Annotated in this window: 26 protein-coding genes and 1 pseudogene; 16 read left to right on the top strand and 11 right to left on the bottom strand. The window is 68.4% G+C overall.

Going from position 1 to position 26,818, the window contains the following annotated elements:
* Positions 1–122 precede the first annotated feature (122 nt).
* The 3 genes from QYS60_RS13990 (at position 123) to QYS60_RS13980 (ending at position 2,948) form a co-directional block, all read left to right on the top strand.
* On the top strand, positions 123–1,079 hold the full coding sequence (locus tag QYS60_RS13990) for a TauD/TfdA dioxygenase family protein (protein ID WP_371383449.1): 957 nt from the start codon (positions 123–125) through the stop codon (positions 1,077–1,079).
* Positions 1,080–1,140: 61 nt separating this feature from the next.
* Complete coding sequence (locus QYS60_RS13985; RefSeq protein ID WP_003937523.1) at positions 1,141–1,890, top strand: SDR family NAD(P)-dependent oxidoreductase; 750 nt, start codon at positions 1,141–1,143, stop codon at positions 1,888–1,890.
* 5 nt (positions 1,891–1,895) lie between these two features.
* Positions 1,896–2,948 (top strand): DUF2804 domain-containing protein, encoded by a 1,053-nt coding sequence (locus QYS60_RS13980; protein ID WP_371383448.1) that lies wholly within the window; start codon positions 1,896–1,898, stop codon positions 2,946–2,948.
* 10 nt (positions 2,949–2,958) lie between these two features.
* On the opposite strand, the gene QYS60_RS13975 is transcribed toward QYS60_RS13980, so the two are convergent.
* Together QYS60_RS13975 and QYS60_RS13970 are read right to left on the bottom strand one after the other, a co-directional pair.
* Positions 2,959–4,140 (bottom strand): Ig-like domain-containing protein, encoded by a 1,182-nt coding sequence (locus QYS60_RS13975; protein WP_371383447.1) that lies wholly within the window; start codon positions 4,138–4,140, stop codon positions 2,959–2,961.
* Positions 4,141–4,240: 100 nt separating this feature from the next.
* A complete protein-coding gene (locus QYS60_RS13970; RefSeq protein ID WP_371383506.1) occupies positions 4,241–5,287 on the bottom strand; it encodes a UDP-N-acetylmuramate dehydrogenase in 1,047 nt (348 codons plus the stop codon).
* 71 nt (positions 5,288–5,358) lie between these two features.
* Between QYS60_RS13970 and QYS60_RS13965 the strand changes: the two genes are divergently transcribed.
* The 3 genes from QYS60_RS13965 to QYS60_RS13955 all read left to right on the top strand — a co-directional run bounded on the left by QYS60_RS13965 (position 5,359) and on the right by QYS60_RS13955 (position 7,379).
* The gene (locus QYS60_RS13965; RefSeq protein WP_371383446.1) at positions 5,359–5,862 is read left to right on the top strand and encodes a DUF2505 domain-containing protein; all 504 of its coding nucleotides are present in this window, start codon (positions 5,359–5,361) and stop codon (positions 5,860–5,862) included.
* A 169-nt stretch (positions 5,863–6,031) separates the two neighbouring features.
* Positions 6,032–6,538, top strand: a complete 507-nt coding sequence (locus QYS60_RS13960; protein WP_003937518.1) for a DUF2505 domain-containing protein — start codon at positions 6,032–6,034, stop codon at positions 6,536–6,538.
* 7 nt (positions 6,539–6,545) lie between these two features.
* Positions 6,546–7,379, top strand: coding sequence for a class I SAM-dependent methyltransferase (locus QYS60_RS13955; RefSeq protein WP_371383445.1), 834 nt, complete (start codon positions 6,546–6,548; stop codon positions 7,377–7,379).
* On the opposite strand, the gene QYS60_RS13950 is transcribed toward QYS60_RS13955, so the two are convergent.
* The gene (locus QYS60_RS13950) at positions 7,325–7,942 is read right to left on the bottom strand and encodes a hypothetical protein (RefSeq protein ID WP_054374879.1); all 618 of its coding nucleotides are present in this window, start codon (positions 7,940–7,942) and stop codon (positions 7,325–7,327) included. The two genes, QYS60_RS13955 and QYS60_RS13950, sit on opposite strands and share 55 nt — an antisense overlap.
* A gap of 103 nt (positions 7,943–8,045) precedes the next feature.
* Between QYS60_RS13950 and QYS60_RS13945 the strand changes: the two genes are divergently transcribed.
* Positions 8,046–8,783, top strand: a complete 738-nt coding sequence (locus tag QYS60_RS13945) for a DUF2993 domain-containing protein (RefSeq protein WP_371383444.1) — start codon at positions 8,046–8,048, stop codon at positions 8,781–8,783.
* A 13-nt stretch (positions 8,784–8,796) separates the two neighbouring features.
* Here the strand turns inward: QYS60_RS13945 and deoC are convergent, their stop codons facing one another.
* Complete coding sequence (gene deoC / locus QYS60_RS13940; RefSeq protein ID WP_003937514.1) at positions 8,797–9,462, bottom strand: deoxyribose-phosphate aldolase; 666 nt, start codon at positions 9,460–9,462, stop codon at positions 8,797–8,799.
* A 64-nt stretch (positions 9,463–9,526) separates the two neighbouring features.
* Between deoC and QYS60_RS13935 the strand changes: the two genes are divergently transcribed.
* Positions 9,527–10,051: a GNAT family N-acetyltransferase gene (locus QYS60_RS13935; RefSeq protein ID WP_371383443.1), complete on the top strand. Its 525-nt coding sequence runs from the start codon at positions 9,527–9,529 to the stop codon at positions 10,049–10,051.
* A gap of 72 nt (positions 10,052–10,123) precedes the next feature.
* Here the strand turns inward: QYS60_RS13935 and QYS60_RS13930 are convergent, their stop codons facing one another.
* On the bottom strand, positions 10,124–13,543 hold the full coding sequence (locus QYS60_RS13930; RefSeq protein WP_289377818.1) for a serine/threonine-protein kinase: 3,420 nt from the start codon (positions 13,541–13,543) through the stop codon (positions 10,124–10,126).
* A gap of 680 nt (positions 13,544–14,223) precedes the next feature.
* On the opposite strand from QYS60_RS13930, the gene QYS60_RS13925 reads away from it, so the two are divergent.
* Positions 14,224–15,030, top strand: a complete 807-nt coding sequence (locus QYS60_RS13925; protein ID WP_371383442.1) for an IclR family transcriptional regulator — start codon at positions 14,224–14,226, stop codon at positions 15,028–15,030.
* Between the two features lie 3 nt (positions 15,031–15,033).
* On the opposite strand, the gene QYS60_RS13920 is transcribed toward QYS60_RS13925, so the two are convergent.
* Positions 15,034–15,828, bottom strand: a complete 795-nt coding sequence (locus tag QYS60_RS13920) for an IclR family transcriptional regulator (protein ID WP_371383441.1) — start codon at positions 15,826–15,828, stop codon at positions 15,034–15,036.
* Positions 15,829–15,931: 103 nt separating this feature from the next.
* Here QYS60_RS13920 and QYS60_RS13915 point away from each other — a divergent pair, with 103 nt between their 5' ends.
* From QYS60_RS13915 to QYS60_RS13895, 5 genes are all read left to right on the top strand, one after another.
* On the top strand, positions 15,932–16,729 hold the full coding sequence (locus tag QYS60_RS13915) for a 2-keto-4-pentenoate hydratase (RefSeq protein ID WP_289377816.1): 798 nt from the start codon (positions 15,932–15,934) through the stop codon (positions 16,727–16,729).
* The gene (locus QYS60_RS13910) at positions 16,726–17,532 is read left to right on the top strand and encodes a 2-keto-4-pentenoate hydratase (RefSeq protein WP_371383440.1); all 807 of its coding nucleotides are present in this window, start codon (positions 16,726–16,728) and stop codon (positions 17,530–17,532) included. Before QYS60_RS13915 ends, QYS60_RS13910 begins: the two co-directional genes overlap by 4 nt.
* Positions 17,533–17,536: 4 nt before the next feature.
* Complete coding sequence (locus tag QYS60_RS13905) at positions 17,537–17,734, top strand: tautomerase family protein (RefSeq protein WP_289377813.1); 198 nt, start codon at positions 17,537–17,539, stop codon at positions 17,732–17,734.
* A gap of 129 nt (positions 17,735–17,863) precedes the next feature.
* The gene (locus QYS60_RS13900; protein WP_289377812.1) at positions 17,864–19,126 is read left to right on the top strand and encodes an acyl-CoA dehydrogenase family protein; all 1,263 of its coding nucleotides are present in this window, start codon (positions 17,864–17,866) and stop codon (positions 19,124–19,126) included.
* 181 nt (positions 19,127–19,307) lie between these two features.
* Positions 19,308–20,300 (top strand): AraC family transcriptional regulator, encoded by a 993-nt coding sequence (locus QYS60_RS13895; RefSeq protein ID WP_328517601.1) that lies wholly within the window; start codon positions 19,308–19,310, stop codon positions 20,298–20,300.
* 54 nt (positions 20,301–20,354) lie between these two features.
* Here QYS60_RS13895 and QYS60_RS13890 read toward each other — a convergent pair whose 3' ends face one another.
* The 5 genes from QYS60_RS13890 to QYS60_RS13870 form a co-directional block, all read right to left on the bottom strand.
* Entirely contained in the window at positions 20,355–21,521 is a 1,167-nt protein-coding gene (locus QYS60_RS13890; protein ID WP_289377811.1) for an NAD(P)/FAD-dependent oxidoreductase, read from the bottom strand.
* A 3-nt stretch (positions 21,522–21,524) separates the two neighbouring features.
* Positions 21,525–21,719 (bottom strand): ferredoxin, encoded by a 195-nt coding sequence (locus QYS60_RS13885; protein ID WP_289377810.1) that lies wholly within the window; start codon positions 21,717–21,719, stop codon positions 21,525–21,527.
* A gap of 50 nt (positions 21,720–21,769) precedes the next feature.
* Complete coding sequence (locus QYS60_RS13880) at positions 21,770–22,987, bottom strand: cytochrome P450 (RefSeq protein WP_289377809.1); 1,218 nt, start codon at positions 22,985–22,987, stop codon at positions 21,770–21,772.
* Positions 22,988–23,029: 42 nt separating this feature from the next.
* Complete coding sequence (locus tag QYS60_RS13875; protein WP_289377808.1) at positions 23,030–23,848, bottom strand: alpha/beta hydrolase; 819 nt, start codon at positions 23,846–23,848, stop codon at positions 23,030–23,032.
* A gap of 344 nt (positions 23,849–24,192) precedes the next feature.
* A complete protein-coding gene (locus QYS60_RS13870; protein WP_289377806.1) occupies positions 24,193–25,278 on the bottom strand; it encodes a VOC family protein in 1,086 nt (361 codons plus the stop codon).
* A gap of 485 nt (positions 25,279–25,763) precedes the next feature.
* On the opposite strand from QYS60_RS13870, the gene QYS60_RS13865 reads away from it, so the two are divergent.
* Positions 25,764–26,642, top strand: coding sequence for an acetaldehyde dehydrogenase (acetylating) (locus QYS60_RS13865; RefSeq protein WP_289377805.1), 879 nt, complete (start codon positions 25,764–25,766; stop codon positions 26,640–26,642).
* A pseudogene (locus tag QYS60_RS13860) lies at positions 26,639–26,818 on the top strand (4-hydroxy-2-oxovalerate aldolase); the annotation flags it as partial. The gene QYS60_RS13865 and the pseudogene QYS60_RS13860, both read left to right, overlap by 4 nt.

Genomic DNA, 26,818 nt, shown 5'->3' with positions numbered 1-26,818 from the left:
TGTCCACTCCGACCGGCGACGCGCAGGCAACGGTCCCGATCACGGTGACGAAAACCCTTACGCCGGAACAGCACCGGTGATGAGGTTGACGGTACCGACATCCGATCCACGAAAGGCAGTCCATGTCTGTCGATTTCGATACCCACACCGCACGCGCTCGCGACGTGACCGTGGTCCGCCTGGGCGGGCACATCGGTGCCCGCATCGACGGAGTCCGGCTCGGCGGCGACCTCGACGGCCCCACCGTCGAAGCGATCCGTCACGCCCTGGCCGAGCACAAGGTGATCTTCTTCCGGGAACAGCACCACCTCGACGACGCGTCGCAGTACGCGTTCGCCGAGTTGCTCGGCACGCCGACCACCGCGCACCCGACGGTGACGTCGCGCGGGGAGCACGTGCTACCCATCGACTCCGACTACGGCAGAGCGAACAGCTGGCACACCGACGTCTCGTTCGTCGACCGCATCCCGAAGGCGTCGATCCTGCGCGCGGTGGAACTGCCCGCCTACGGCGGTTCGACCACGTGGGCGTCCGGCGTGGCGGCCTACGAGGGGCTGCCCGCGCCGCTGAAGACACTGGCCGAGAACCTGTGGGCCACCCACACCAACGTGTACGACTACGCCGCCGAGAGCGCCGAGCATCTCCGCGACGGCGCCGACGAGCGGGTCGCCGAGTACCGCGCCGAGTTCCGGTCCGAGTACTTCGCGACCGAGCATCCCGTGGTGCGCGTGCACCCCGAGACCGGAGCGCGGTCGCTGCTGCTCGGCCACTTCGTGGAGGGGTTCGTCGGGCTGAGCGGCCGGCAGTCGCAGGCGCTGTTCCGGCTGCTGCAGGACCACCAGACCCGGCTCGAGTACACCACCCGCTGGCACTGGGCCGCCGGGGACGTGGCGGTGTGGGACAACCGGGCCACGCAGCACTACGCCGTCGCCGACTACGACGGTCTGCACCGTCGGCTGCACCGCATCACCCTCGCCGGCGACGTCCCGGTGAGCGTGCACGGCGAGGCGAGCCGGTCCGTCGCCGGCGACGCGAGCGCCTACTCGATCATCGAGACGCCCCGGCCGCTCGCGTCGTAGCGGGTGCCGCGGTCGCGCGGACCCCGCGCGACCGCACCCGGGGCACCCTAGGATCGCTCGCATGACGATTTCTCCCGATTCCCGCGTCGCCGTCGTCACCGGTGCCTCCTCCGGCATCGGCGAGGCCAGCGCCCGCACCCTCGCAGCCCAGGGCTTCCACGTCGTCGTCGGCGCTCGTCGCGTCGACCGGATCGAGAAGCTCGCGGAGGAGATCGGGGGTACGGCCCTCGAGCTGGACGTCACGGACGAGGACTCGGTGACCGCGTTCACGACGGTGCTCCCGCGGGTGGACGTGCTCGTGAACAACGCGGGCGGGGCCAAGGGTATGGCCCCGGTCGCCGAGGCCGACCTCGACGACTGGCGCTGGATGTGGGAGACGAACGTCCTCGGCACCCTGCGGATGACGAAGGCCCTGCTGCCGAAGCTCGTCGACTCCGGCGACGGCCTGATCGTCACGATCACGTCGGTGGCGGCGTTCCATGCCTACGACAACGGTGCGGGCTACACCTCCGCCAAGCACGCCCAGGCGGTGCTGCACCGGACGCTGCGCGGCGAGCTGCTCGGCAAGCCGGTGCGCCTGACCGAGATCGCGCCGGGCGCGGTGGAGACCGAGTTCTCCCTCGTGCGGTTCGAAGGTGACGCCGAGCGCGCCGCCAAGGTGTACGAGGGCATCACCCCGCTCGTGGCCGAGGACATCGCCGAGATCGTCGGGTTCGTCGCGTCGCGCCCGCCGCACGTGAACCTGGACCAGATCATCGTGCAGCCGCGCGACCAGGCCAGCCCCATGCGCTTCCACCGCACCGCCGAGTAGAACCGGTGGAGATCTCGGGGGACGCCGGGCAGCACCGCCTCTCCCCGGGCCCGCTGCTCGACGGGCGGGGCCGTCTCGCCGAGGCCGGATGGGCCGGCTCCGAGGTCCGCACCTACGACCGTTCCCGGATCGCGGTGCCACGGTGGCGGATCAAGGAGTGGGACTACTACTGCGTGCTCGCCGACGGCGACGACGGGCCGTTCGGTCTCGCGCTGACCGTCGCCGACAACGGTTACCTGGGCCTGCTCGGCGTGAGCTGGCTGGACCTGACCGGCCGCACGGAGACCACCGAGAACGTGATGGTCCCGTTTCCGCTGGGACGGCTGCGGTTGCCTGCCTCCGCGGACGCTGGCGAGGTGGTCGTCGACCGGCGCGGCATCCGCCTGGAGTTCCGGCACGAGCACGGCGCCCGGCGCCTGGTCGTCCGGCATCCCGGATTCGCGGGCGGACGGGGTCTGTCGGGCGAGGTGGTGCTCACCCCGCCCGGCGACGAGCGGATGGTCGTCGCGCTGCCGTTCCCCGGCGACGATCGGGCGTTCTACTACAACCAGAAGTTCCCCGGCCTCTCTGCTGCCGGAACTGTCACGCTCGCCGGTCGTGAGCACACCTTCGACCCCGCGTCGGCATCCGGGGTGTTCGACTGGGGCCGCGGAGTGTGGACCTACGACAACACCTGGTTCTGGGCCTCCGCCTCGGGACGGCACGAGGGGCGTCCCTTCGGGTTCACCGTCGGTTACGGCTTCGGCGACACCACCGCGGGCAGCGAGAACATGGTCCTGGTGGACGGTGTGGCGCACAAGCTGGACCGGGTGCAGTTCCACCTTCCGCACGGCACCTACGACGGCGCTCCGTGGCGGTTCGCGAGCAATGACGACCGGTTCGAGATGAGCTTCGAGCCGATCCTCGACCGTGCCGCCGACGTGAACGCCCTCGTCCTGCGCTCGACGCAGCATCAGGTCTTCGGCCGGTTCACCGGCCGCGTCACGCGCGACGACGGTGTCCGGCTCGAGGTGCGCGACCTTCTCGGATTCGCCGAGAAGGTGCACAACCGCTGGTAGTTCGCCTCTCCTACAGCGCGGACATCGATTGCCAGGTGGGCCAGTCGATCGCCCAGTCGTAGAGGTCGCCGTCCGCAGCGGACAGTTCGATCGAGGTTCCGGATACCTCCACCGGGTCGCCGTACATCGCCGTCTCGAAATACGCCTGGGCGTCCCCGAGCGAGAGGTTGATGCAGCCGTTGGTGACGTTGGTCGCGCCCTGCTGACCGAGGGTCGCGGGGTTGGCGTGGATGAACTCGCCGTTGTTGGAAATCCGCACCGCCCAGCGCTCCCGTACGTTCTCGTAGTACGGCGGGTTGGACATCAGGAAGTCCGCGTGCTTCTCGGTGACCACGTGGATCCCGCTGCGGGTGACGTTGCGGGCCTCGTTGCCCTGCCCGTAGCTCACCGGGATGTCCATGATCGTCGCCCCGTCGCGCACGACCTGCATGCGGTGCGACGTGGCGTCGGCTACGACGACCTGGCTGCGACCGATCGTGAAGTCGAGTGTGAGGTCCTCCGCGCCGTAGGCACCGTCGCCGAAGTCGAGGCCGTACAGGCGTGCGTCGAGGTGCACTGCGGTGCCGGGCACCCAGTACTGCTGCGGCCGCCAGTGGGCCTGGGCGCCGCCGTCGCCGTCGGGCAGCCACGCCCAGCTGCCGATCGTCGGCGGATCGGTCGTCACCGCCAGTGCCTTCTCGACGGCGGCCCGGTCCGCGATCGGGCCGTCGAACCGGACCACGATCGGTGCGGCGATGCCGACCTCCTGGCCGTCGGCGATGTCGAGGGTCGCGGCCACGATCCGGTCGGGGTCGACCGTGTCGAAGCTGCCCTCGACCGGCGCGGGCCGGCCGTCGGAGCCGACGGCCGTGCCGGACCAGCGGTAGGTCGCGCCGTAGCCGAGCGGCTCGGCGACGGTGAAGCTCCGGCGGTCGGCGGACAGTGCGCCGCGCACGACGGTGCCGGTGCCGGTGTTGGTGAGCGCGACGTCGGTGAACTCGCCGTCGGTGACCGAGGCCCGGACAGGGGCGGTGGGGTCGACCCCGGTAGCACCGTCGACAGGGTCGGTGGCGACCGCCGCGATCGGCGGGGGCTCGGCCGGGACCGCGCCCCCGCCCGCGCCCCCGCCCGACGAGCACGCCGCGAGCACCGCGACGAGCGCGAGTACCGCCGACCACAACAACCGACGACGTCGTTCACCCAGGTCATGCACTCCGGCGAGAGTACGCCGCGGGCCGCATCCGCGCCGTCCGCAGCCATCCGCTCCGACGACCGTCACAGCGGACGGCTGGGCGCCGAGCGGCTGTCGATCGTCAGATCACGCAGCCCACGGTCACCGGCTCCGGCTCGAGCCGCACCCCGAACGCGTCCTGCACGCCGTCGCGGACCTCCCGGGCGAGGGCCACCAGATCCGCGGTGGTCGCGGAACCCCGGTTGGTGAGCGCGAGGGTGTGCTTGGTGGACAGCCGCACCGGCGCGTCGGGACCGGGGAAGCCCTTGCCGAACCCGGCCCGCTCGATCAGCCACCCCGCGGAGAGCTTGGTGCCGCCGTCCGCGGGGAATCGCGGGATCCGCACGTCGGGCCCGACACGTTCCTCGACGACCGCGAGCACCCGGGACAACTCGTCGTCGGAGAGCACCGGGTTGGTGAAGAACGATCCGGCGCTCCACGTGTCGAGGTCGCCCGGGTCGAGCACCATGCCCTTGCCGCGGCGCAACGCCAGCACCTGCTCGCGTACCTCCGCGGCCGGGCGCCGCTCCCCCTCCTCGGCGTGCAGGGCCGACGCCAGCTCCCGGTAGCCGAGCGGTGCACTCGCCCCGTCCGGCCGCACGGCGAGGTCCACCTCGAGCACCAGCGCGTCGTCGGAATGCTTGAGGACGCTGGTGCGGTAGCCGAGTCCGAGTTCCCCGGGGCCGACCCACCGGACGTCGCCGCTGGTGCGGTCGAGCAGCCGTACAGCGCGCAGGACCGATCCGACCTCCACCCCGTAGGCGCCGACGTTCTGCACCGGGGTCGCGCCGGTGGAGCCGGGGATCCCCGACAGGCACTCGAGCCCCCCGAGGCCGGACTTCACGGTGAGGGCGACGACGTCGTCCCACACCGCACCCGCCTCGGCGCGGACGGTGTCCTCGCCCGCTTCGATCCCGGTGGTCGCGATGCGCACGACCACGCCGTCGAACCCGGCGTCGCCGATCACCAGATTGGAGCCCCCCGCCAGGACCAGGGTGGGGACACGCGCCGCGTCGAGCAGGCGGACGGCCTCGACGAGCGTGTCGGTGGTGGTGCACTCGGCGAGCCACCGCGCCGGACCACCCAGCCGCAGCGTGGTCAGCGTCGACAGCGGCACGTGCTCGGACACGGCAGCGCCCGCCTCGACGAGTTGGGCCCCAATACGCGGATCAGACACCCGCAAACGGTAGCGTGCCGACCATGGGCAGCCGCATCGACCATTACTCGCACTACGCGTCCCCCGTCGCCACGGTGCACGCGGCGCTCGTCGACGAGAACTACTGGCGGACCCGCCTGGCGGAGATCGGCGGCCCGGGCGCGACGCTCGAGGACGTGCGCACCGGTGACGGGACGATCGACCTGCACATGACCCAGTCGATCCCGGCGGAGCACCTGCCGAGCTTCGTCACCAACTTCCATCCCGGCGACCTGGTCATCCATCGGCACGAGTCGTGGCAGCCGCTCACCGGGGACCGCGCGACGGGCCGCTTCTCCGCGCACGTGGACGGGCTGCCGGGCAAGGTGGACGGCACGTCCACGATGGCTCCGGACGGCTCGGGCACCATCGTGGAGATCGACGGCACCGCCGAGGTGCGGATCCCTTTTCTCGGCGGCAAGATCGAGGGCATCATCGTCGAGCAGATCGTCGAGCTGTTCGACATCGAGCGCACCTTCACCGAGCAGTGGTTGTCCGAACCCCACTGACGGCTGTCCGAACCACACCGGCGGCTGTCCGAACCCCACCGGCGGCAGTCCGCACCTCACTGACGGCAGTCCCGAGCCGCACCGGCGGCTGTCCGCACCGCACCGACGTGCCGTTGCGGAGCCGTGACGATTTCCGTCGTTCGGTAACGAACCGGTAACCTCAGCTGTCATGGCACGGCGAATCGATTACTCCGCCCGCTATCCGTACAGCCCGGAGCAGGTGTACGAGGCGCTCTCGGACCGCACGCACTGGGAGGCGCGCATCGTGGAGATGCGCAAGTACTCCGAGAACCATCTCGCGGAGTTCGAAGTGTCGGACGACGGTATCGACCTGGTCCTGCACCACGTCCTGCCACGCACGGAACTGCCCGAGATCGCCCGGACGGTGATGAAGAAGGACATGGTCATCACCCGCAAGGAGACCTACACACCCCTCGGCGACACGATCACCGGCAGCTACCAGGCCTCGGTCCCCGCGGGGCCCGGCAGCCTCACCGGCACGATGGAACTGTTCGCCTCCGACGGGGGCAGCACCCTGCGCACCACGTCGGAGGCCAAGGTCTTCCTGCCGTTCATCGGCGGCAAACTCGAACAGCTCATGCTCGTCAACCTCGTCGACCTGTTCCGCACCGAGGCGGAGATCACCGCCGACTGGCTCGCGCGCCGGTTCGGATAGTTCCCCCGTGCGCGTCCCGCGCCCGGAAGGTGTCGTCACCCGCGGCACCACGGGCATCAATCGCCTGCGCCGCAGCGACCGCTGGCTGATGCACCATCCCGACGTCGCCCGCGTTCTGCACTCGCGGGACGATGCGCTCGTCGTCGACCTCGGTTACGGCGCGATGCCGGTGACCACCCTCGAACTGGCAGCGCGGCTGCGCACGGTGTGTCGCAGGCTGCGGGTGGTGGGTCTCGAGATCGATCCCGAGCGGGTGGTGCCGGGCCGTGACGGCGTGGAGTTCGCCCGCGGGGGCTTCGAGCTGGCCGGGCTCCGGCCGGTGCTGATCCGCGCGTTCAACGTGCTGCGTCAGTACCCCGAGGAGGCGGTGGCGCCGGCGTGGGCTCGGCTGCGCGCCGGGCTCGCACCGGGCGGGCTGCTGCTCGACGGCACGTGCGACGAACTGGGTCGGCGGTGCGCCTGGGTGCTGCTCGACGAGCACGGACCGCGCACGCTCACCCTGGCGTGGAGCCCGTTTCATTCGGTCACACCGTCGGACCTGGCCGAGCGTCTACCGAAGGCGCTGATCCACCGCAACGTGCCCGGGGAACGGATCCACGAGCTGCTGCAGGCGGCGGATCGCGCCTGGGCGGCGGCGGCGCCGCACGCGGCGTTCGGACCGCGAATGCGCTGGCGCGCGACGCTGGAACTGTTGCGTGACCAAGGGGTGCCGGCGGCACCGCAACGCCGTCGACTGCGGGACTGTGTGCTGACCGTCCCATGGGACTTCGTCGCCCCCGCGACGACTCAGCCGGCGGCGAGCAGCGCCAGCTCGATGCGGTCCGCGACCGCCGCGGGCTGATCGACGACCGCGGCGTGCAGCTGCGCCGAGGTCACCCGTCCAATGGCGATCGCGTCGCCGACGAGTTCGTCGAGCACCTCCTGTGAAACTCCGCCCGCCGCCAGGTCGACGGCGGTCCGCGCGGGGGTCGTGATGCGGAAGCATCCGACCTGCTCACAGTCCTGCTCGCGCAGCTGCCGGTGGTGCAGGGCGAGCCGGTTGCTCGGCACCGTCCGCTGATCGGCCGTCGACAGATGCAGGAATCGGGGTTGCAGGTGGCCCATACCGTGCAGGTCGGCCGCGCTCTGGTGGGAGACCACTGCCGCGCCCTCGTACCAGGCGCACCACTGCGCGAACTCGTCGAACTTCGTGTGCGGGCTGTCGCCGAGCCGGAACAGATCCGTCTGGATCCGGATCCAGTGCCCGGCCGCGATCCGGCCGACGAAGTCGATGGTGGCGATGCCGTGGGCAACGGCCTGTCGCGTGGTGAAGAAGCCCGCCTGCGCGAGCGCGGTGTGTCGCAGGGCCTCGTCCGGATCCACCCGGCCGGAGGCGTCGTGTTCAGGTTCCGTCCAGCCCGTCATGCCGCCACAGTACCCGAACAACTGTGTCCCACCTCACACTTTCTCGTCCCGGCTGCGCATCTTCACAGACCTTCCTCAGAGTTCTTCGGGACAATCCGATCTCATGACGAACCGGAAGCGTGTCCCCTTCGCCACCATCGGCATCGTCCTCGCCGTCGTGCTGGTCGCGGTACTCGTGGGTGCCGAGGTGTACGCCCGCAACCGCGCCACCAATTGCCTCGCGCAGTCGTTCGAGAGCGAACTCGGCACGAACGTCGACGTGGACCTGGGATGGAAACCGGTGCTGCTCTCGCTCGTGGACAAGCAGGTCTCGTCCGTCACGCTCGACAGCGACGACACGGCGTTCGGCCCTGCCCAGGAGATGCAGGTACACGCCGTGGTCCGCGACGTGGACCTACGGGAGACCGCCGCCGGCGCCGGGACGATCGGCAGCTCGAGCGCGGAGGTCGTGTGGCCGTCGTCGGGCATTCTCGCGACCGTGCAGACGCTGCCGCTCGGCTCGCTGATCACCGACGTCACCCCGGACGCGAACGCGGGCACCCTCCGCTTCACCGTGGGCGGCGCCGGGCTGGCGGAACTGACCGTGCGGCCGGCGGCCCGGAACGGGACGATCGCGATCGAGACGGTGGACGCGTCGCTGTTCGGCATCGGGTTGCCGACAGCGCTGGTCGACGGCATCGTCCAGATCCTCACCGAGAGCTTGCAGCAGTACCCGCTGGACATGCAGGCGACGTCCGTGTCGGTCACCGACTCCGGCATCGAGGTGACGCTCGAGGGCGGCACCTACACGATGCCGGAGCCGCCGGCCGGTCAGCAGTCGCAGAACCAGCTCGACTGCTGAGGCCGCGGCCCGCTCACTCGGGCAGGTCGTCGAGTACCGCGCGGGTTCCGGACAGACCGAGCCGGGTGGCGCCGGCCTCGATCATGGCCAGCGCCGCCTCGGCCGTGCGGATGCCGCCGCTGGCCTTGACGCCGAGCCGACCGCCCACGGTCTCGGCCATCAACCGCACCGCGTGCACCGAGGCGCCCCCGGCGGGATGGAACCCGGTGGACGTCTTGACGAAGTTCGCGCCCGCCCGCTCGGCGCACCGGCACACCTCCACGATCGCCTCGTCCGACAGCACGGCCGACTCGATGATGACCTTGAGGACGGGGTCGAACCCGATCGCCTCGCGCACGGTGAGGATGTCGGCAAGCACCGCGTTGTAGTCGCCGGCGACGGCCGCGCCGACATCGATGACCATGTCGATCTCGGCGGCCCCCTGATCCACGGCGAGTCTGGCCTCGGCGCCCTTGATCAGCGAATGATGCTTGCCCGACGGGAACCCCGCGACGGTGGCGACGACGAGTCCGTCCGTCCGCAGCGGCAGCATCGACGGCGACACGCACACCGACCAGACGCCGAGCTCGCGGGCCTCGTCGACGAGCGCACGCACGTCGGCGCCCGACGCCTCGGGCTTGAGCAGGGTGTGGTCGACGATCGCGGCGACCCGGGCACGGGTGAGGGTGGTCTCCGGCATGCCCGTCAGCTTTCCACAGCGATATCCGGTTGCCCGGGGCGGCGCCGGTGTCCACACTGCTGTCGTGATCGTCCGACGAGAACTCCCCGCCGACGTCCCCGCGATCGCCGACGTGCACCGCGCCGCGTTCGCGGCGCTCACCCCCACGGGCGCGAAACCGGTGGAACCCGGTCTCGTCGAGGCGCTGCGCGCCGGCCCGGCGTGGCTGCCCCGGCTGTCACTGGTCGCCACGGACGCCGAGGGCACGGTCGTCGGGCACGTGTGCGTCACCCGCGGCACGATCGACGGCGAGCCGGCGCTGGCCCTCGGGCCGATCGGGGTGCTGCCGGAGTTGCAGCGCTCCGGAGTGGGCGGTGCCCTGATGCACGCGGTGCTCGGCGCGGCGGACGCCCTCGACGAACCGCTCGTGGTGCTGCTCGGGCACCTGGACTACTACCCGCGTTTCGGGTTCGTCCGAGCCGCCCAGCTCGGTGTCGAACCCGATGTGCCCGAATGGGCGTCGCACCTGCAGGCCCGCGCGCTCACCGCCCATCGGCCGCAGCTGCGCGGCGTCTTCCGCTACGCCCCTCCGTTCTACGAGATCGGCTAGTCCGAACGCGCCGTCGGACGGCAATCGTGGTGTCACGATGCGCTCGATTCCGAGTTCCCCTGGCGGAAGGACTCACGTGTTCTCCGGTGTTGCGGACGGCTGTGGTGCTGTGTGCAGCCGATCGAGGAAGTGGGCGAGGACGGGGCCGGTGCCGCGGCCGAGCCGTTCCGAACCGACCCGCCGAGCAAGCTCTCGCACAGCGGGTCCGGTATCGAGCACCGGCTGAACCAGACCCCACCGTGCACACTGCTCGAGGACGGGCAGCAACACTCGTTCCGCTTCCGAGAGTGAACCGACCGTGACAAGGCACTCGGTCAGCAACAGGCGGGCATAGAGGGACGCTCGGGGCCGGTCGGTGGCGCTGACCGACTCGGTGAGGATTCGGGCGCGCCGGCACGCGTGTGCTCGGTCGCTGTCGGAGCCGGCGGCGAGCAGCAGCCGGATTGCCGCCTCTTCCCTAGCCTCCGCCGTGACCTGCGCGATCCCGTCGGGAACGTCGCTCGGAAGCCCGGGAGGGAAGGCGTCGGGGAAGACCTGCGATATCCCGATGCCCGTCCGGATGCGCTCGTTGGTGATGTACACCGCCAGGCGGGGCAGCTGCAGTGACAGCGCCAGCCGTTCCCCTTCGGCCAGCCGCTCGGCGGCCTGCTCGTGCTGCCCCAGGCGATACTTCAGGCGTGCGCCGATGACGTACGTGGCGAGCATGAACTCGACGGTTCCGCCTTCGGCGCCGAGACTGTAGCTCTCGTCGAGCAGGCCTTCGGCCTCGGCGAGGTTTCCCTGTTCGTACAGCAATTCCCCGAGGAGGGCACCGGTGAGCCGGGAGCTGTAGGAATTGTCTTCGTCGGAAGCGGTGGCCAGATGCATGGCGTGGCGCAGGCTCGTCTCGGCGCCGTCGAGATCGAGTTGTTCCCGTGCGGCCACTGCATCGAGGCAATAGCCGTAGATGACACTGAACGGCCCGGAGGCGCGGCGGTGATGCGGGCGTGCCCATTGCTGCCAGCGCCGGGCCTCGTCGAAGTCGAACCGCTGGAGCTCACGGAACGAGGCCACATCGGCGACACCGCACAGAATCCACGGGCGGAGTCTGTCGGCGCGGGCGATGCACGCCTCGAGTGCCTCGTCGAGGTGGTCGAGACGGTCGTCGAGGACGGTGATGGTGGCTCGGATGAGAGCGGCCTCGGCTCGGGCGTCGGCCTCTTCGTCGCCGGGCAGGGTCGGCAGCACTGCCTCGAGGCGGCTGAGGGCGTCGTTGGCCGCAGTGCGGTGGTGCAGCAGTGCGTGTGCCCAGGCCACCGCCAGCTGCAGGCGTGGCCGCATCGCGCAGGCGGTCGTCGGCAGCTTGGTCTCCAACCCGAGCAGAGTGTTCATGCGGGATTGCTCGAGCAGTGGGATCGCTTCCCGCTCCACCATGTCGATCGCCGCGTCGTCGTCGCCGGCGGCGTGGAAATGATCGACCGCCGCACTCGACAGGCGTTGATCGGCGAACCATCGGGCCGCGGTCCGGTGCAGCTCGTGCAGGCGTTCCGGGTCGCCTCGTTCGAGCCGGCGGCGTAGATAGTCGGTGAACAGGTGGTGGTAGCGGAACCACTGTCCTTCCTCGTCGAGCCGGGTGAGGAACAGGTCCCGGTCTTCGACGTCCTCGAGGACGGCCTGGGCGTCCCGGCGGCCGGTCAGTGCGGTGGCCAGGGCTGCGCACGTGCGTTCGCTGACCGCGGTGGCCAGCAGGAAGTCGAGCAGGTCCGGTTCGAGGCTGTCGAGGACGTTTTCGGCGAGGTACTCGCCGAGGGCGCGATGGCGGCCCGACAGCTGGCGGATGACCGTCCGGGGGTCACGGTGTTCGCGTATGGCCAGCGAGGCCAGCTGAAGCGCCGCCGCCCACCCGTCGGTTGTCTCCTCGAGATCGGCAACGTCCTTGTCCTCCAGGGTCAATCCGGTGGTACCGGTGAGCAGCTCGCGAGACTCGTCGACATCGAAGCGCAGCGCGGCGGCGTCGATCTCGATCAACTCGTTGTGCACGCGCAGTCCGCTCAGCGGCAGGCCCTGTCGGGCCCGGCTGGTGACGACCAGCTGTAGGTGGTGGCACCCTTGCTCGAGCAGGAACCGGGCGATGCCCCGGCTGGCGGGGTTGGTCACCCGGTGCCAGTCGTCGAGTACCACCGCGATGTGCTGCCCGCCCGCGTGTGTCCGGTTGACGAGGGTGGTCAGCACGAACCGCTCGGCACCCTCCCCGTGTCCCTCCAGGACACGGGTCAGCTCTCTGCCCAGCCGGGGCAGGGTCACCGTGACCGCATCGACGAGATGCGCGAGAAACCACGCGGGGGTGTTGTCGTCTTCGTCGATCGACAACCAAGCGGTCTTGCCGCCGTCGTGCTCGAGCATCCGCACGTACTGGGTGGCCACGGTGGTCTTGCCGTATCCGGCCGGACCGTGGATCAAGATCAGCCGTGCCCGGGTGGCGGTACCGAGCCGGTCGAGCAACCGGGTGCGCTGCACCATCGCGTGAGCCGCGACCGGGGGGCGGTACTTGGTCGCCACGGCGGGCGGACGGGCGGGCACGGACGCACCGGCCGAGGGGTCGAGGCGCAGGTACGCCGCGGTCGCGGGGGCTTCGCGACCTTCCGGCTGCGGCGGGCTCTCCTCGTCCCAGGCCAGCGGCAACGGCAGGTCGGCAACGAGGTAACCGAGCTCGGTCCCGGCGCGGCGCAGCGCCTCCCCCACCTCCGCCGCCGTGCCGAAGCGGTCGGCGGGCTCCCGGGCCATCGCCTGTTCGATCACCGCACACACCCCCTCCGGAACATCCCGCTCACGCAGATCCGGAATCGGTTCGGTGCTGATCCGCAGCAGCTGCGCCACCAGTTCCTCCCCGCGGCGGCGCGCGTAGGCAGGCCGGCCGGCCAGCGCGGTGAACAAGGTGGCGCCGAGTCCGTAGACGTCCGAGGCGACGGACGGAGACTGCCCGTGCATCAGTTCCGGCGCGGTGTAGGCGGGCGAGCCCACCACCAAGCCCTGCGTGGTGTCCTGCCGATCCGACAGCCGGGCGATCCCGAAATCGGTCAGTTGCGGTTCGCCGTACTCGGAGATCAGGATGTTCGCCGGTTTGACGTCGCGGTGCAGGACACCCGCCCGATGCGCCGTCTCGAGCGCCCCGGCCATCTTGATGCCGATGTCGAGAACCTCGGCGACCGTGCGGGCCCCGCGCCGGTCGATCCAGGCCTCGAGGGAGTCCCGGCGGTGGAACGGCATCACGATGTAGGGACGCCCGGTACGGGTGACGCCGGCCTCGAGCACGTGCACGATGTTTGGATGCCCCGACAGCCGGCCCATCGCCTGCTGCTCGCGCAGAAACCGCACCCGGTCGGTCTCGTCCGGGCTGGGGCTCATCACCTTGACCGCGACCACCCGGTCGAGGGCGGGCTGACGACAGCGGTAGACGATGCCGAAACCTCCCTGCCCTGCCACCCGCGGCTCGACGAAACCGGCCGCGCTCAACTCGTCCGCGAGCTCCCTCGGAGGCGGATCAGCGGGACGTTCGGCGGCGTCACCGGACACCGTGCACCCGGTCTTCGGACCGAGTCCGGCACGGCAGCAGGTGCACCACGGCACTCCCGGGAGCCGGTTCTGCCGGCCGGTGCTCTGCGGACTTGATCATGACGCCACCTCGGATTGCTTCCGATTCTAGGCGCCACCCGCGCAAAACCGATCGTGCCGCTGATCGGTCAAGTCCACGGTTGGTGCTGAATTGCGAGGTGTGTGCCGACCAGGATTCTCCGCATCGCCGAATCCTGGTGCCGCATGCGAGGGTCGGCGCGCCACCATGAGCATGCGACACGGCCAATTCCAGGCAAGTGCCTCGTCGACGTGGGCAAAGGCGAACACCACGCCGTAGGACTCGACCTGGATGCCCGACGCGCACACCTGCTCGTTGCACTTGTACTCGCACCCCACACCGGCTTCCAACTGACCTCAGAGCGCCACCGAATAAGGGCGGGGCACGCCACCGGGGCATGCGATACGCCCCGAAAGGGAAAGTCCCTGGTCGTCCGGTGCGCTGCATGATCGGCTTGCAGTGTACCGATGAACGGCACACGAAAGTAGATTCCCTTGTGAGATGCCGCACATACTGCATAGAGCGGAACTCCCAGATTGTTGCGCAGTTGAAAGGAAGTGTTGTGGCGCCTCTCCAAACGGTTCAGAAAATCGGTCCTGTCCTGGACTTGTTCACCGTGTCCCGTCCGGAATGGGGAGCGTCCGAGGTCGCAGCGGCTGTCAACGTGCCTCGTTCGAGCGCTCATGCGCTGTTGTCTTCCCTGGTCGAGACGGGATTACTGCAGTGCCGCAACCGCGGCCGCTATCGCATTGGCTGGCGGGTGGTGGAACTGAGCCAGACACTCAAGGGCACCGTCGATGTCCGCTCCTGTGCCTCACCGATTCTGCAGGACCTCGCGCACAAGTACGGCGAGACCACTCACCTGGCCGTAATGGAGCGGTATCGAGTGCTCTACGTCGACAAGGTGCTCGGGAACCACGTCATCAACGTCGCCGGAGCCCGGGTGGGTGCACATCTCGAGCCGCATTGCAGCGCCGTGGGAAAAATTCTTCTCGCGCAGTGCGATCCCGGCGAGATCGAACGCAACATCACCAACAGGCCGTTGCGGCGACTGACACCGTCGACGATCGCCAATCCGGCGGCCCTGGCGCAGGAGTTGCGGTCGGTGCTGCGTGCCGGGTACGCCTTCGACACCGGCGAGGCGGTCCCCGAGGTGCATTGCGTGGCCGCCCCCGTCCGCGACGAGATGGGGGTGGTGGTCGCGGCGGTGAGCATGAGTGTGCCGGCCAGCCGGTTCGTTCCTGCCCAAAAGGAATTCAAGAACGCCGTCATCGCCGCCGGCGCCGCGATCTCGCGGGCGATCACAACCTCCGCGGACGCGGTGGTGCAGACCGAGCGCGACGATCCGACGGTCGTAGCGGCGAGCTGAAACCTAGCCCGACCGCATCGACAGGTACCGCGACAGACTCAGGGCGGCAGTCCGTACGGCGGCCGCCGAATGATCGAGGTTGATACGAGTGTGCCACCCGGACACCGAGATTCCGGCGACGACTTGCCTATCGAGCCCGAAGACGGGACTGGCCACGCAGGCCACCCCGGCACGCGACTCCTCCAGGTCGTAGGCAACTCCGCGTTCGCGGATCCGGGCCAATTCGGCGGCGAACCGGCCCGGCTCGACGATCGTTCGCTCACTCAGGCGCGGTAGGCCGGTGGCGAGGATTTGCTCGAGAACGGCCTGGTCGGAGAAGGCGAGGATGGCCTTGCCGATGCCGGTGCCGTGTGCGGGCCACCGACCACCCATCCGGGTCGGTAGGGGCGGGGAGTTCGGGCTGTGCAACACCTCGAGATACACCACGCAGTCCCCGTCGAGGACCGCGAAGTGGACGGAGTGGCCTGTCGCCTCCTGCAGGTCCGCCATGAACGGGCGGGCCGCCTCGCGCAGGTCGCGTTGACGGGGCACGTGCTGACCGAGTTCGAACAGTTTGAGCCCGAGCCGGTAGCGGGTGCCCTCGCGCTCGAGCAGCTTCTCTGCGTGCAGCGCCTTGAGCATGCGTTGCACGCTGGACTTGGGCAGACCGCAGCGGCGGGCGATTTCCGAGACGCCGAGAGCGGTGTCGGCGGCTCCGAGGGTGTCGAGCACGGCGACCGCACGAGTAATGGAGCCGGCGTCACCAGCAGCGGTCGGTCCGGAGGTGCTGTGCCGTCTATCGGCACAATCGTCTTGCATAACGGCCCATGTTGCCTGAGGGTGAGAGTTCAGTGCAACAGGTCACATCCCTGCGGAGCTGCGACAGCGCTGCGGGGCGTCCCCACGAAAGCCCGAGGTCTTCATGTCTTCCGACGAGGTACACGGCGCCGCGCAGCGGCTGCTGGAGGCGTACCGCAGCGGCACGCCGATCGACCCCTTGACTCCCCAGTTCGCGCAGGCAGAATTGTCGACCGCCTATCGCATCGCCCAGGCCCAGGTCGAGCAGTGGGAAAAGGACGGTGACACCGTCAAGGGACACAAGGTCGGACTCGCGTCCGTCGCGATCCAACGCCAGATGGGGGTCGACCAGCCCGACTTCGGCCACTTGACGGCGAGCATGTTCCACCTCGAGCATCGCCCGATTCCGGCCGCGACCTACATCCAGCCGCGGATCGAGCCGGAGACCGCGTTCGTCCTCGGCCGTCCACTTGCCGGTCCGGGTGTCACGATCGCCGACGCGGTCCGTGCCGTGGAGTTTGTGCTCCCGGCCCTCGAGATCGTCGACTCCCGGATCAGAGACTGGAAGATCGGCATCTTCGACACCATCGCCGACAACGCCTCCTCCGGTGGGGTCGTGCTCGGCAGCCGTCCGGTGCTGCTGCGCGATGTCGACCTGCGCCTGACCGGCTGCACGTTGCACATCAACGGTGAACTGGTGGCGACCGGCGCCGGCGGCGCCGTGCTCGGCTCCCCGCTGAACTCGCTGGTGTGGCTGGCCAACACCGTCGGCCCCCTCGGCGTGATCCTCGAACCCGGTCATGTGGTGCTGCCCGGATCGATGACCAAGGCCTTCCCCATCTCGCCGGGCGATTCCATCGTGGCGAACATGAGCGGACTCGGCAGCGTGTCCGCCATCCTCGGAGAGCGAGCAGAACAATGACCAACGACCAGCGGACGAGCGCGCAGCGCTGGAGCGCCGGCCGCATCGCCGACATTCTCCTTCACGCCGAGGCCACCACCACCTCCCGCACCTCGCTGTCCGCCGAGTGGCCCGCCCTGACCTTGCCCGTCGCCTACGAGGCGCAAGACATCGCACTCGCCGCCCGCAAGGCCCGCGGCGAGATCGTCACCGGCATCAAGTTAGGGCTCACCTCCCGCGCGAAACAACGGCAGATGGGGGTCGACGCCCCCTCGGTGGCCTGGTTGACCGATGTGATGGCCTTGCCCGCCGGGGACCCAGTGCCCCGCAACCGGCTCATCCACCCGCGCGCGGAGCCGGAAATCGCGTTCGTGATGGGCCGCAGACTGGTCGGCCCCGGCGTCACCGCAGCCGAGGCGTTGGCGGCGGTCGACCGGGTCGTCGGTGCGATCGAGATCATCGACAGCCGCTACGCCGGATTCAAGTTCACTCTCGAAGATGCTGTCGCAGACAACAATTCATCGGGGGTGTATGTCACCGGCCCGTTTCTGCGGCGCCCGGAGGATCTCGACCTCGCTCTGGAGGCGTGCCTGCTCGAGGTCGACGGACAGATCGTCGACACCGCCACCGGCGCGGCCGTGCAAGGCCATCCGGCCGAGGCGCTGGCATTCGCGGTCAACACCCTGGCCGAGCGGGGTCACGCCATCGAAGCCGGATGGACCGTGTTGACCGGCGGGATGACCGACGCCATCGCGGTCGAACCCGGCGCCCGGGTGGCCGCCCACTTCACCTCGCTCGGCTCCATCACCATCGCGGGAGGATAAACCCATGCCGTTCATCGACGTCACCATCGGCCTGGGCCGCTCCCCGGAGCAGATCCGTGCGCTGATCCACGAGTTGACCGAGGCCGCGCATCGGGCGATCGATGCGCCGAAGGAGAACATCCGCGTCGTCATCCGGGAAGTGCCGGAGACGCACTGGGCGGCCGGGGATGTCACCGTCGCCGAACGGCGTGCGGTGCGCTGATCGGAGTGGCTGGACAATGCCGATCGGTGCGCGGGACGTCGATCAGCATCGCCGACACCGCATTGTCCGCGGCGGCCGGGAACCGTAGACCAGTAGGGACACACCGCCGTCCTTCTGCTGGGAGCCCCCGTGACCACAGTTCATACCGTCGACGCCGACACTGAGATCGACACCTACGACCCGCCGCGCATCGCCGACCGGCTCTACCACGACCTGCTCTCTCCGCCCGAGATCGCGCAGGTGCGCCGGAAAGTGCGCCGGATCGCTGCGGACACGATCGCACCGATCGCCGGCCGCATCGCCCGCGGCGACGAACGCCTCGACGGCTTCCCCCGCGACGCCTTCGACTCCCTCGCCGCGGCTGGTGTGTTCCGCATCCCGTTCGCCGGCGATGTCGGTGGCGACGACCTGACCCACCGCGCCACCGCAACCGCCGTCGCGGTCGAGGAACTCGCGTACTACTCCAACAGCGTCGCCGCGATCTTCGACGTGCACTGCATCCTCGCGGGCAACGCGGTCAACCAGGGCACCGACGCGCAGCGGCGGCGGTGGCTCGCCCCGGTGGTGGCCGGTGAGATCGTCGGATCGTTCGCCACCAGTGAGCCGGGCGCCTCGAGTGACCTGTCCCCGGCTGCGGTCACCACCGAGGCCACCGCGACCGGTACCGGCTGGGTCCTCAACGGCCGCAAGCGGTGGATCACGAACTCCGTAGTGGCCGCATTCGTCGTCGTGCTGGCACGCACCGGCAACCGGCTGAGCACCTTTATCGTGCCCACCGACACCCCCGGGGTCACCATCGGTACCCCCGACCGTAAGCTGGGCAACAAGGGACAGATCACCGCCGATGTCATCCTCGACCAGGTGCATCTGAACGCCGACGCCCTGCTCGGCGAGGAGGGCGGGGGGCTCAAGATCGCCTTGCAGACCCTCACCTACGGGCGGATCGGCATAGCCGCGGCCGGAGTCGGGATGGCCCAGGCTGCGTTCGACCACACCGCTGCCCACCTCTCCCACAGACATGCCTTCGGCGGTCCCCTCGCCGGCAAGCAGCACTGGCAGTTCCTGATGGCGGATCGGGCCACGGCCATCGCATCTGCCCGCGATCTCTATCTCAAGGCAGCACTGCGCCTGGATTCCGGCGTCGCCTTCCCCGAGCCGGAGGCCGCGATGGCCAAATTGCGCGGCACCGAGATCTCCGTGGACATGGCCCGCGACGCCGTACAAGCCTTCGGCGGGCTCGGGTTCACCCAGTCCCTCGGCGCGGACGACACCGACGGACCGGTGGAAGCGTTCTACCGGGACAGCAAGATCGGTGAGATCTACGAGGGCGCGAACGAGGTCCAGAAGTGGGTGCTGGCCCGGCAGATCTTCGGACGCGAGATCACCGGCTGAGCGGGGGCCGACGTGGTTACGGCGTCTCCCGTGCGCCGGCCACGTCGGCGCGGTATTGGTCGTGTCCTGGGTATCCGAACAACCGACACCCGCGGGTACCTGTGACGTCGGATAATCCCCTCGGGGGTAAACGGTAGCCTTGATCGTGTAACACTGCGTTCATCTGAGGAGGTGATCTGCGATGTCAACGTGTGACGAGCAAGCCGCCGATACGCCTGATGAGGACACCCCGCAGCCCTCGCACACCATGCCGGTACGTCAGGAGATGTCCGGCGGACGCGAGTGGTGGACGGACACCCTCGCGGAAACCTACTGCGAGATGGACCCGCAGTGGGGGTCGCCGAGGGGTCGTTTCGAGGCGAGACTGAGCACTCGGCAGTTCGGGGATCTGTCCCTGAGCACTGTACGCGCTCATGCGCATTCAGTTCTGCGGACACCGGCGATGATCGCGGACACCGATTCCGAAGACTACTTCCTGTGCGCGGTGACCGGGGGTCCCGGGCGGATCGAGCAGCATGAACGTTCGATTTGGCTCGACAAGGGCTCGTTTGCGGTCATCGACGCCGGCCAGCCGTTTCGGTTCGATTTCCCGCAACGGTTCGAGCAGATCGTCGTTCGTGTTCCTCGTCGCCTGCTTCTGGGGCGGATGTCTGAACGGGACGTCGACCGTGTGATGGCGCAACCGGTGTCGGCGGCGTCGGGGGCGGGCGTCGTCGTCAGCCGGTTCTTGCAGCAGCTCGCCGCTCTCGATGCTGCGGTGCCTGATGCGCCGGCCGCCGCCCTGTCGGCCTCCGCGCTGGACATGATCGTGACCGCTCTGGCCGATACCGGTGGGGCTGTGAGCCCGACGCAACAGGCCCACACCGCGGACCTGCATCGGGCGCAGAATCTTCTCAGGACCCGGCTCCACGATGGGAATCTCTCCATTACCGAAGCCGCCGGCGAACTCGGCCTCTCGATGCGATATCTGCAGAAGATTTTCCAGAGCACCGGAAGTACGCCGAGCGAATGGCTCTTGCAGGCGCGACTCGAACGTGCCCGCATGATCTTGCTGAGCACCGAGATCACCATCGGGGAACTCGCGACCCGGGTGGGCTTCAAGGACATTTCCCACTTCAGCCGGTCCTTCCGCAATCTCTACGGGGTCAGCCCGGGACAGTACCGCCAGCGCTGACCTCAACAGCGACTGCACCGGAGCCCATTCTCATCGGACTCCGGTGCAGTGCTCTTATGAAGGTTTCGTGCCCGCGCCGGCAAGCGTGCGCCGGTACTTCAGGAACGCCTTGTTGTCGTTCGCGGTGACCCCGGCCACCAGGCCGGTCTCCCCCAACCCGTCCCAGTTCCACTTCCCCTCGGCCCCGGTGTCCACCGGCACGAAGGTGTCGGCCATCGTGACGAATCCGGCGGCCTTGAAGTGCACGTCGTACTGATCGGTCCAGAACGTGGGAACAGGACTGTACGGGGTCTTATTCCCGACCCCGGCGAACAGGTTCTCGGCCGCGGCTGCACCCATGTCGGCCGCGTTCGACCAGTGTTCGATCCGGACCCGTTGGCCGACGCCCCGGTGAGTCCAGGATGCGACGTCACCGACCGCCACGATGTCCGGGTTCCCGGAGGCGTGGCAGAATTCGTCGCACACCACGCTGCCCTGGTCGAGTTCGAGACCCGATCCGGACAGCCACCCGGTGTTGGGAACCGAGCCGAGGGACAGCAGCACCAGGTCGGCATCGAGCACCTTCCCGTTGTCGAGCTCGACCTGTTCGACTCGGTTGGCGCCGCGGAATTCGGTCACCGAGGTGTTGCAGTGGATCTGGACGCCGTGGTCTCTGTGCAGGCGTTCGGCGAACCGGCCGATGTCCGGTCCGAGAAGAGGCATCAACGTTGCGGCCCGCTCGACGATGGTGACCGAGTCCACGCCGTTGACGCGGAGGCTGGACGCGACCTCACACCCGATGAAGCCACCGCCGATGATGACCACACGGTTGGCGTGCTGCGCCGCGCTGTGCAGGGCGACCGCGTCGTCGAGGCCGCGGAGCACGTGGAAACCATCCATCTTCGGCAGCCCCGGCAGCGATCGTGCCCCGCGGCCGGTGGCGATGATCAGTTTGTCGTACCCGATCTCGCCGTCGGTGAGATGCAGCCGACGCTTGTCCACGTCCAGCGCGGTCGCGGCGTTACCGAGGATCCATTCGAAGTCGTCTGCCGCGGTGTCGAATTCGCATTCCATCGCCGACATTGTTCCGGCGAGCAGCTGCTTCGACAGGGGCGGACGATTGTACGGTCGGTGCTTTTCGTCGCCGACGATGGTGATCAGCTCGCACGTGCCGGTCTCGCGTAGCCGCTGCGCCGCGCGGAGCCCGGCCAGCCCAGCGCCGACGATCACTGTGTTGGTCACGACTCAACCCTCGACGCGGATGGCGGCGACGGGGCAGAGTTTGATCGCGGCGTTGACCTTGCCGCGGAGCTCCTCGGCGGGCGAGTCGTCCAGCAGGAGCACCTCGTCGCCCTCGTCGTTGAGGTCGAAGACCTCGGGGGCAGCAATGACGCACTCACCGTGCCCGTCGCACATTCCGTATTCGATCTGGATCTTCATCTTCTCTTTCCTTCCCTATCCGATAGGGACGACGTCGGGGACGTCGGTTGCTAGTTCTCGTCCGCCCAGGTGATGGACAGTTCCAGCTCACCGAGGCTGCGGATGATGTTGTTCGGCTGGAAGCGGTATTTGCCGGCATGGAAGCGTTCGACGTTGTCGGCGAGCACGTTGAACAACGTGATCATCTCCAGACGCGCCAGCGGCTTACCCAAACACGCATGCTTGCCGCGTCCCCACCCGAGATGACCGGCCGGATCCCGGGTGATGTCGAACGAATCCGGGTTCTCGAACTTGCGCTCGTCCCGGTTGGCGGACCCGTACATCACCACCACACGAGAGCCTTCGGGAATCGGCACTCCAGCGATCTCGGTGTCCTTGGTCGCCACCCGGGTGAAGAACTGCAACGGAGAAGCCAGCCGCACGATCTCGGGAATCGCACTGGTCAGCAGTGACCGATCCGCGCGCAACCGGTCCCACTGCTCCGGGTGCTGAGCGAACAGCAGCAACCCGATGCCGATCGCGCTGATGGTGCTGTCCACACTTGGGTAGATGTAGTCGTTCATCACCCCGCGGGCGAAGTCCTCCGGCCAGCCTGCGGCCGCACCATTCTTGAACAGCAGGTCCGCCCAACCACCTTCACGCACATTGCTCGGGAAGTTCTCGTCGGCGAACTCCATGTACCCCATCATGGTTTCCAAGGCCGGCTGGGTGCGCGGGGCGTGCAGCGGGCCGATGCTGTCGAATCCTGCCACCCCCCATGTGAACAGCTGTTCCTTGGTGACGCCCTCGACGCCGACCAGGTCGGTGACAATTTCGAGGGGCATCGCCATCGCCACGTCGGCGACACCATCGAGGGTGTCCTTGCCCTTGAGGGTGTCGACCAGATTCTCGGCGAAGGTCTGCAAGCGCGGCTTGAGTTCTTCGAGGGGGCCCTTTTTGATGGGACATCCTTCGACCTGACGGATTTCGTCGTGGTGATCGCCCTCGGTTTGCAGGCTGGTTTCGGTGATGGCGTTGAAGAACTGGTTGAACCCCACGCCCTCCCGGGAGGTGAAGGTCTCCCAGTCCGAGAGCACCGCGGACACTTCGTCGTAGCGGGCGCAAGCGTAGTACCCGTACTTCTCGAGCCAAACCACCGGACCGGCATCCCGCAACTTTGCGTAAGTCGGGAACGGATCGACGAGCACCGCATCGACATGGAGATCGTCATCGAAACTCGGAATACCGGCTGGCGGTTGCTGCTGCTCGATCGCTGCGTCCTGCGTCATTGTTTTCTCCTTGAATGTTGTCGAAAAGCGATTTCTGGGTAGTCAGCCGCGAAGATGGGCGGAGAGGAAGGCTGCCGTGATGCCCAGGTGATCGGGCTGATCGAACTCGGGACCTTCGTGGCCCGCTCCGCCGAGCACGAGGAGGGTGGACCGGGCGCCGGTGCTGACCAGCGCGTCGTGCAGCGCGTGGCTCTGGGAGGACAACGTGATCCGGTCGCGGTCACCGTGCGCAATCAGAAACGGCGGCGCCAGAGAGGTCACGCGGCTGAGCGGGCTGGCGTTCCACGACGTGTCCGACGGCGACGACACCTCGTCTTCACCGAGTAGGGCAGTCTCGAACGGCGGGGGGAGCAGATGGCTTTCGATCCAGCTTCGACCGGCGTTGGCGGCCAGGTCCGAGGGGCCGAACCAGTGGACGACGGCGTCGACGCGGCTGGACTGATCGAGGTTGTCGCCGACGGTTCCTTCGAGTTCTTCGTCTCCGGGGGTCAGTCCGACCATGGTGGCCAGGTACGCCCCTGCCGATGCGCCCCACACCCCGATCCGGCCGGTGGAGACCCCGAGCTCGGCACCGTGTGCGCGCAGCCACCGCACGACCGCCTTGACGTCGTGAATCGGGTTCGGATACGACCCCTGCGGCGCGAGACGGTAGTTCGCGGACACCACAGCGATTCCGTACGAGGCCAGCCGTGCCAGACGTTCGTCGGCTCCGTCCTTCTTGTCGCCGAGCTGCCACCCGCCCCCGTGGAGGTAGATCACTGCCGGCGGGTTGTCGATGTCGGGTCGGTACACATCGACGGCGATCTCGAAACCGTCCACCTCGGCGACGCGCAGGTTGGACTGCACTTGAACGTCATTCATGAAGAGGCCTTCCAGAAGGTCAGGTGTGTAAGTCGGCAAGGGGCTCGTCGTGCTCGGTTTCGGCGTCGAGCCTGTCGCGAAGGTCATTCACGACTTGTGCCTGTGATCCACAACACTACGAGCCGTCTTGTGGGTGTGCCATGGCGTCAGGCGCACATTCTTTGGCATTCAGGCGCACGGCCGCTGGGGCGAGCCGCGTTCGCGACATTGGGCACAGCCAGCGCTTACGCACGAGCAAGAGGCGACGCGTACGCACGAGAAAACGCGACGGACCACGTGGTCCGTCGCGTTTGTCGTGGAATCATGTGGGTGTGACCGGGGTTCCGGTCACACCCACATGGGTATCAGGACACCGGTGCGCCGGCGACGGCGCGAGACTGGCCGATCTCGTCCGGGGCCGCCTGCGCAGCTGCCGCCGCATCGGGGCCGGGGCCGCCGGGACCGAAGTGGGCGTACTTTTCGATGTGCTGGTCGAGCGAAAGCGGGCTTGGAGTGCCGTAGGTGAAGTACGTCTCCCACGGAAGTTTCGCGCCGCCGATCGCCAGGCCGGTGTCGATGTCGGACATCTGCCAGGTCTTGGTCTCGCCGTCGGGATCGAGGTGCAGGTACCCGACCTCGCCGAACAGTTCGATGCGATTGCCGCCGGGCTCGAAGACATAGAGGAACTGCGCCTGGGTGATGCCGTGCTTGTCGGGGCCGGATTCGATCCGAATGTCGTAGTCGCGGAACATCTCCACCGCATCGATGTTGTGCTGGCCGGTGCCGTAGTAGAAGGCGAGGTGGTGCATCTTGCCCCGTTCACCCTGGGCGTCGCGCAGGCAGGCCACCTCGTGGCCGAGGATGTTCGAACTCATCCATGCGCCGATCTCGGTGTCGCCGTCGACGACGCGCTCGGTCGTCCGGAACCCCAGATGCCGCTCGAAGGAGTTCTTCACCGCGCTGACATCACTGGCGAGCAGGTTCAGGTGGTCGATGCGCTTGACCGGAATGCCCTGCAACGGCTTCTTCGACGGGCGGGTGAGGATCTTGGACTGCAGCTCCGGCGGGGCCTGGTATTTCTCTACCTCCCACAGCAGCTCGAGGTTGTGCCCATCCGGGGATTGGTAGGCAAAGGTCTTACCGTATCCGAAGTCGCTCTCACGCCAGTTCCCGTCGACGTTGGCGTCCTTGAGGGAGGCGGCCCGGCGTTCGAGGGCCTCGGGAGAGGTGGTGCGCAGTGCCGCGTGGCCGAGTCCGGCCTGGGCGGATTCGGTGACCTTCAGGCTCCACTGGTACGGGTCTTCGTAGGCGCGCAGGTAGACCGACTGCCCCTCGGTGCGGGTGATGTACATCCCGAGGAACTTGGTGAAGAAGTCCACCGTTTCCTGCGGCTTGGGGCTCAGCAGTTCGGCACGGGCGAGATGGGAAATCTCGAACCGAGGGTCACTCATGTCGTTCTCCTTTATCGCGCCGCTGGGGCCGTGTTCACCGGCGACGTGTGTGGTGGATACGGGATTCAGGCGGGATGCGTCCGGGTCCTTGGAACCGGCGGTAACCGCTGTCGCGGTGTGAACTGCCTGTGGCCTACGACACTACGAGCCGTGGTGCCGCCGTGCCATGGCTTCAGGCGCACATCGTTTTGCTTCCAGGCGCACCGGCCACCGGGGGCGACATTCGGTCGGCGAGTACCGTCGCCACGGCCGTGACCAGTCTGTCTCGGCCCGATCGCCGACCAATCCGGATCGGGATGGTCCGCCAACGGGATGCTGTCCGACTATCCCGACCGCGGGACCCACCGCTGCGGATCAGTGGTTTCCTCGAAAGGACTTCGGTGGAGTGTGAGCGCGATTTGAGGCGCAGACCGCCTGCAGATACCCAGCGCCTTTTCATGTACGAGGTTCTGTCGGCACAGGCAGATATGAGCGAGAGGCACACAATGAGTCGATTGAAAGCCGCGATCGTCGGATCCGGGAACATCGGGACGGACCTGATGTACAAGCTGTTGCGGTCCGAGCATGTCGAGCCGGTGTACATGGTCGGCATCGATCCGGCCAGCGAAGGCCTCGAGCGGGCCCGGCGGGAGGGCCTCGAGGCGTCCGCGGAGGGGCTCGAGTGGCTCCTGGCCCGGCCCGAGCTGCCGGACGTGGTGTTCGAGGCCACCTCGGCGAGGGTGCACGCCGCGGCCGCACCCCGGTACGCCGAGGCCGGGATCCGGGCGATCGACCTGACGCCCGCGTCGGTGGGCCCGTACGTCGTGCCCGCGGTCAATCTCACCGAGCACCTCGACGCACCGAACGTGAACATGGTCAGCTGTGCCGGTCAGGCCACGATCCCGATCCTGTACGCGATCAACCAGGCCGCGGACGCCTACTACGGGGAGATCGTCGCCGCGATCGCCTCGCACAGCGCCGGCCCGGGCACCCGCCAGAACCTCAGCGAGTTCAGCGAGAAGACCGGCCGAGCGCTCGCGCAGGTCGCCGGTGCGGACCGCGCCAAGGCCATTTCGGTGATCAACCCGGCCGAGCCGCCGATGAACATGCGCGACACCGTCTACGCCAAGGTCCGCAACCCCGACCCGGACGCGATCGAGCGCGCCGTGATCGACATGGTCGCCAGGGTGCAGCAGTACGTCCCCGGCTACACCCTGCGGCTCGTCGACGTGGACGGCGACCTGGTCACGGTCATGCTCGAGGTCGTGGGCGCCGGCGACTTCCTGCCGACCTACGCCGGAAACCTCGACATCATCACCGCCGCCGCCGTGCAGGTCGCCGACGTCCTGGCGCAGCGCAGCCTCGTCCAGGGAGCAGCCCAGTGAGCACCACCGACACCACCCGGACCGCCGGCGGGCGCCGCAAGGTCACCCTCGTCGATACCACCCTGCGCGAAGGCATGTCGTCGGTCTCGCACCGGTTCACCCCCGGCAATGTCGCCGACATCGCCCGCGGCCTCGACCGGGCCGGGATCCCCACCATCGAGGTCGCGCACGGCATC

Source organism: Rhodococcus sp. GXMU-t2271, assembly GCF_041414735.1.
Classification (GTDB): Bacteria; Actinomycetota; Actinomycetes; order Mycobacteriales; family Mycobacteriaceae; genus Rhodococcus; species Rhodococcus indonesiensis.
This window is presented reverse-complemented; position numbering and strand designations above follow the sequence as displayed.

Coding starts and splice junctions, on each gene's coding strand:
- QYS60_RS13965 (WP_371383446.1), top strand. CDS start 5,359: ATGGGCAGCCGCATCGACCATTACTCGCACTACGCGTCCCCCGTCGCC.
- QYS60_RS13920 (WP_371383441.1), bottom strand. CDS start 15,828: ATGCAAGACGATTGTGCCGATAGACGGCACAGCACCTCCGGACCGACC.
- QYS60_RS13990 (WP_371383449.1), top strand. CDS start 123: ATGTCTGTCGATTTCGATACCCACACCGCACGCGCTCGCGACGTGACC.
- QYS60_RS13945 (WP_371383444.1), top strand. CDS start 8,046: ATGACGAACCGGAAGCGTGTCCCCTTCGCCACCATCGGCATCGTCCTC.
- QYS60_RS13880 (WP_289377809.1), bottom strand. CDS start 22,987: ATGACGCAGGACGCAGCGATCGAGCAGCAGCAACCGCCAGCCGGTATT.
- QYS60_RS13960 (WP_003937518.1), top strand. CDS start 6,032: ATGGCACGGCGAATCGATTACTCCGCCCGCTATCCGTACAGCCCGGAG.
- QYS60_RS13885 (WP_289377810.1), bottom strand. CDS start 21,719: ATGAAGATCCAGATCGAATACGGAATGTGCGACGGGCACGGTGAGTGC.
- QYS60_RS13915 (WP_289377816.1), top strand. CDS start 15,932: ATGTCTTCCGACGAGGTACACGGCGCCGCGCAGCGGCTGCTGGAGGCG.
- deoC (WP_003937514.1), bottom strand. CDS start 9,462: ATGCCGGAGACCACCCTCACCCGTGCCCGGGTCGCCGCGATCGTCGAC.
- QYS60_RS13910 (WP_371383440.1), top strand. CDS start 16,726: ATGACCAACGACCAGCGGACGAGCGCGCAGCGCTGGAGCGCCGGCCGC.
- QYS60_RS13865 (WP_289377805.1), top strand. CDS start 25,764: ATGAGTCGATTGAAAGCCGCGATCGTCGGATCCGGGAACATCGGGACG.
- QYS60_RS13985 (WP_003937523.1), top strand. CDS start 1,141: ATGACGATTTCTCCCGATTCCCGCGTCGCCGTCGTCACCGGTGCCTCC.
- QYS60_RS13870 (WP_289377806.1), bottom strand. CDS start 25,278: ATGAGTGACCCTCGGTTCGAGATTTCCCATCTCGCCCGTGCCGAACTG.
- QYS60_RS13950 (WP_054374879.1), bottom strand. CDS start 7,942: ATGACGGGCTGGACGGAACCTGAACACGACGCCTCCGGCCGGGTGGAT.
- QYS60_RS13875 (WP_289377808.1), bottom strand. CDS start 23,848: ATGAATGACGTTCAAGTGCAGTCCAACCTGCGCGTCGCCGAGGTGGAC.
- QYS60_RS13905 (WP_289377813.1), top strand. CDS start 17,537: ATGCCGTTCATCGACGTCACCATCGGCCTGGGCCGCTCCCCGGAGCAG.
- QYS60_RS13895 (WP_328517601.1), top strand. CDS start 19,308: ATGTCAACGTGTGACGAGCAAGCCGCCGATACGCCTGATGAGGACACC.